Source organism: Rhizobacter sp. P2_H2 (genome assembly GCF_056403375.1).
This window is the reverse complement of sequence record NZ_JBFUFP010000348.1, coordinates 1-5,061: the sequence shown is the minus strand read 5'-3', so window position 1 is coordinate 5,061 and position 5,061 is coordinate 1. Positions and strand designations below refer to the sequence as shown.

At 71.0% G+C, this 5,061-nt stretch carries 2 protein-coding genes; both read left to right on the top strand.

Features of this window, described 5'->3' with window-relative positions; all coding sequences use genetic code 11:
- A partial coding sequence (locus AC1D15_RS17620; RefSeq protein WP_477826994.1) for a DUF4132 domain-containing protein occupies window positions 1-3,364 on the top strand: 3,364 nt, incomplete at its 5' end.
- A partial coding sequence (locus AC1D15_RS17615) for a hypothetical protein (protein ID WP_477826993.1) occupies window positions 3,361-5,061 on the top strand: 1,701 nt, incomplete at its 3' end. The genes AC1D15_RS17620 and AC1D15_RS17615, both read left to right, overlap by 4 nt.

Here is a 5,061-nt window from a genome sequence, read left to right as displayed (position 1 = left end):
GCGCAGCGACGTGCCGGTGGTACGCGGTGTCCATGCGCCGACACCGATCGACGGCCACGTGCTGCTGGCCTCGCCCTTCAGCGTTTACGAGACCCAGTACTCCCACGGCAAGCAGGAGTTCGCCGAACTCGCAACGCGCCTGAACCGCCCCTGGTCGCCGTGGAGCGCCGCCACCTTCGCCGAGAAGACCCAGGCCGCGCAGCTGGCGCAGGCCGATCCGGATGCCTGGCTGGAGCTTTGTGCGCAGAGCCTGCACGCCAACGTCCTGCACCAGGGCGACCACTACGGCAACCACGGCCTGCACTGGAGCACCTACGTCGGCATCGCGCTGCACGGCGTGCCGTTCATGCTCGAGATCGCGCTCGACCTCGCGCGCGGCGTRCACCCTCACGAGTACACGCTGAGCCGCGTCATCCAGTCGCAGTTCCAGGCGCTGCGCAACGTGATCGCCGCGGCCGACGAGGCCGAACACGATGCGGCCGTCGCCACGCTGGAGCGCCAGGCCGGCTCGACGCCGCTCGACCGGCTGCTGCGTGCCGTGCTGTGCCCGCATCGCACCGACTGGGCCCTCGCCGCGATGGCCGACGCTCCTGGCAGCGACTGGCCCTTCCTGCGCGACTGCGTGGTGCCGGCCGACGCGATGCGGCGCTATCTGAAGCCGGTCGCGCCGTACTTCTACGCGCTGAAAGACGCCCTGCTGCTGCAGATCCGCCTGCACGGCGTCGATGCCTTCGAGCTGCTCGCCGACCTGCTGCGCCGAGCCAGCGACCGCGACAACAGTGAGAAATACATCGCGCTGGTGCTGCGCATGCGCGTGCCGCAGAGCATCGCGCTGTTGACTGAGTTGATCGAGCGCAAGGAGGCACGCGCCGCGCTCGACAAGCTGGCTGAGCGCTACCCGGCCGCCACACTGCAGTGCGTGATCGGCCATGCTCTCGCCACGCGCTCTCGGCTCGCCGAAGGTTGGGCGGTGCGGCTCGCGCTGAGAGAACCCGCCGCGCTGGCGCAGGCCCTGCCCACGCTGGCCGACGGCGAGCGCGAGCGCTTCCAGGCGCTGCTCGATGCGCTGCAGAGCGCCGAGGCCGCGCCCGAGCAGTTGCCGCCGCTGCTGCGCGAGCCGCCGTGGTTGCGCAAGGCGCGCGCCACGGATCTGCCAACGCTCGACATCGTGGCCCGCACGACGCCCGATCGCATCGAATGGACCGCCGATGAACGCAAGCGGCATGCCTCCCTCCAGGTCAATCCCTGGTACACCAAGCAGTTGCCGAGCCCGACCGCGCATGCGATGACCGAGATGCAGATCACGGCGGAAGGCCAGGCGCGCGTGATGGCCGGCCAGCCGCTGCTGCCCGAGGACTTCAAGATCACGAAGCAGTACTTCTACGGCCAGGCGCCCGGCCTCTTGCTGCTGTTCCCCGAGCCCGCCGCACTCGCGCTGTGGAACAGCTACCCATCGAAGCATTGGTATTCGTACAGCGATGTCGATGCGCCGATTCGCGCCATCCTCGCCCGCCACGGCGAGGCCGCGGTGCCGGGCTTCGTCGGCTACGTGCAGTCGTATCCGGAAGGCGGGCTGTCGCTCGCGATCGACGTCGACAGCGCGCAGCTCGTGCCGATTGCCCTGCATGCGCTGCGCAACCTGAAGAAGGCCAAGGCGCAGGCCATCGCGTGGCTGCGCGCGCACGCCGACACCGCGCTGACACAGGCTCTGCCGCTCGCCTTCGGCAAGGACCGCACGGCACGCGAGAACGCACAGTTCGGCCTGCGCTGGCTGATGGCCAACGGCTTCGAGGCGCAGGCCCGCAAGATCGCCGAGTCGTACGACACGACGGAAGGCACCCCGATGCAGCAGGCACTGCAAGCCCTGCTCGACGCCGACCCGCTGCTGGTGCTGCCGGCGCGCATGCCGAAGCTGCCGGTGTTCTTCGTCGCGCCTGCGCTGCGCCGCCCGCTGCTGCGCGACGGCGGCGAGGCCTTGCCGACCAGCGCCATCGAGCACATCGGTTCGATGCTCGCGATCAGCCGGCTCGAGGCGCCCTACCCCGGCCTCGCGATCGTCAAGGAGCTCTGCACGCCGGCCTCGCTGGCCGAGTTCGCCTGGGACCTGTTCGAGGCCTGGATCGCCGCCGGCGCGCCGAGCAAGGACGGCTGGGCCTTCGCCGCGCTCGGCCTGCTGGGCGATGACGAGACCGCGCGCCGGCTCGCGCCGCGCATCCGCGAGTGGCCCGGCGAATCGGCGCACCAGCGTGCGGTCACCGGGCTGGACCTGCTGGCCGCGATCGGCAGCGATGTCGCGCTGATGCACCTGAACGGCATCGCCGGCAAGGTCAAGTTCAAGGCGCTGCAGGACCGCGCGAAGGAGAAGATCGCCGCGGTGGCCGAGGTGCGCGGCTTCACCGCCGCCGAGCTGGCCGACCGGCTGGTGCCCGACCTGGGGCTCGACGAGCACGGCGCGCTGGCGCTCGATTTCGGGCCGCGCCGCTTCTTCGTCGGCTTCGACGAGACGCTGAAGCCGTTCGTGAAGGATGCGCAGGGCGTGCGCCTGAAAGACCTGCCGAAGCCGATCAAGAGCGACGACGCCGCGCTGGCCGAGGCGGCAACCGATCGCTTCAAGCAGCTGAAGAAGGACGCCAAGGCCATCGCCAGCCTGCAGGTGACGCGGCTCGAGATGAGCATGGTCGAGCGGCGCCGCTGGACGGCGGTCGATTTCAAGCTGTTCTTCCTCGATCACCCGCTGATGCGCCACCTGGCGGCGCGCGTGGTGTGGGGCGTGTACGAAGCCCGCGAGGGCGATCCGGCCGGCATGCTGGCCAGCGCCTTCCGCGTCGCTGAGGACTGGACGCTCGCCGACGGCGACGACGTGCAGACCACGCTGCCCGACGAGGCCAACGTCGGCATCGTCCACGTGCTGGAGATGCCGGCAGCGATGCAGGCCGCGTTCGGCCAGGTGTTCGCCGACTACGAGATCCTGCAGCCGTTCAAGCAGCTCGGCCGCGAGACCTACCGGCTCACGCCCGACGAGTTGCAAGGCACCGAGCTGAAGCGCTTCGAGCAGAAGACAGTGGCCACCGGCAGCGTGATGGGCCTGGTCAACCGCGGCTGGGAGCGTGGTGCCGCGCAGGACGGCGGCTGGGTCGGCTGGTTCACGAAGCGCGTGGCCGGCGGGCTGGAGGTCGAGCTCGAACTCGACCCCGGCACCGTGATCGGCGGCCTGAGCTACGAGCCGAAGCAGCGCATCCCGAAGATCGTGCTGCGCGAGGCCGGCACCTGGGCCCAGCAAGGCCATGTGAAATTCGAGCGGCTCGACCCGATCATCGCGAGCGAGGTGCTGCGCGACGCCGACCTGCTGGCGCCGCTGCCATGAAGAAGGCACCCCTCGGCTTGGTCTGGCCCACCGGCGGCTTCCAGTGGACGCCCGAGTGGCTGGCGCTGTTGCCGGTGATGCGCGGCGTTCACCTGCCTTCATCCGCACCGTCGGCCCCGCAGAGCCCTGCCGCCGCGCTGGAAGCCGCGTTGGGAAACCCGCTGCCCCAGGCCCACGCGGAGTGGTTCGCGCGCTTCGAGCCGCTGCGTGACGCGGTCGCTTGCGCCGACGAGGCCGCGTACGAAGCCGCGCTCGCGGTGGCGCAGCGCGGCAGAACGGGTTCTTCGCCGGCCGCCCGTGCCTGCGCCTTCGTCTTCCCGCACCTCGGCGAGTGGACGGCCGAATGGCTGGCCGCGCACGGCAAGGAGCCCTGGGGGCATGCGGTGCTGTGCTGGTCCGCGATGCAGCCGGCCGACTTTCTCGCGCATGCCGCGGCACACCCCTGGCTCGATCACGCCACGTTGACGAAGGGCGTGCTGCTGCAGTTGAAGCTGCATGGCGAGGCAGCGCTGGAGGTGCTGGCGTGGTTCATCCGCACGCGCCTGAGCTCGCGCGATCCCAAGATCGGGACGCAGGCCCTCAAGCTCGCGGCGCAGATGAAGGTGCCCGGCCTGCTGCCGCTGCTCGCGGCGCAATCGGACCACAAGAAGGTGCGCGACGCGCTGGAGAAGCTGGCGAAGACCCATCCGGTGGCGGTGCTGTTCACGGTGATCCGCCAGGCGATGGCCGGGCGCAGCCGGGCCGCCGAGACCTGGGCCTTGCGGTTGGCGCATGAGTGGCCGGAGGCCTTGCCTGCGGCGCTCGATGCGCTGGAGCCGGCGCTGCGCACCCGCTTCGAGGGCGCGGTGGCGGCGCTGAATCCGGTGGAAGCGCCCGACGAGGCCGTGCCGCCGATCCTGCGCGAACCACCGTGGCTGCGCGCCGATCGGCCGGGGCAGTTGCCGGTGCTGGAGGTTGCTGCCATCGCGACGCCCGAGGCGCTGGCATGGCGGCAGGATCTGCTGGAGCGCCTGAAGTCCGCGCCGCGCCAGTTGAACCCCCAACGCGATGCACACGGCTTTCCAGCCGAGCTGAAGCTCACCGATGCGGGCGCGCAGCGCCTGCTGGCGGGCCAGCCGCTGCAGGACGGCGACACCTCGGCGACCTATGCCTCGATGTCGCTGCTGTTCGACGCGCCGCAGGCCGCGCAGCTCACGCTGTGGAACAGCTTCCCGCCCGAGCGCTGGATGCTCAGCCCCTGGAGCCTCGACGCCGAACAGGTGCTGGCCCGCCTCGGCGTGGCAGCGATCCCCGGCATGGTCGCGGTGCTGTCGACCCACCAGGGCAAGGGCCCGCGCATCGCGCTGCTGATGGACACGCCGCTGCTGGTGCCGCGCATGGCGAAGCTGCTGCGGCAAGCGCGTGTGCACCGCAGCGCCGCCGCCGAGTGGATCGCGAAGTTCCCCCGCACGGTGTTGTCGCATGCGCTGCCCGCGGCGTTCTCGGCGCAGCACAGCGCGGAGCGCGACGACGCGCGCTACACGTTGCGCTGGATGGCGGAGCAGGCAGGCGGGCGCACCGCGCTGCTCGAAGCCGCTGCAGCCTATGGCGAGGCGATGACCCAGGCCGCCACCGCGCTGCTCGCCACCGACCCGCTGGACATCCTGCCGGGCGAGATGCCGCCGGTGCCGGCCTTCTGCGAGGTGGCCACGATGCGC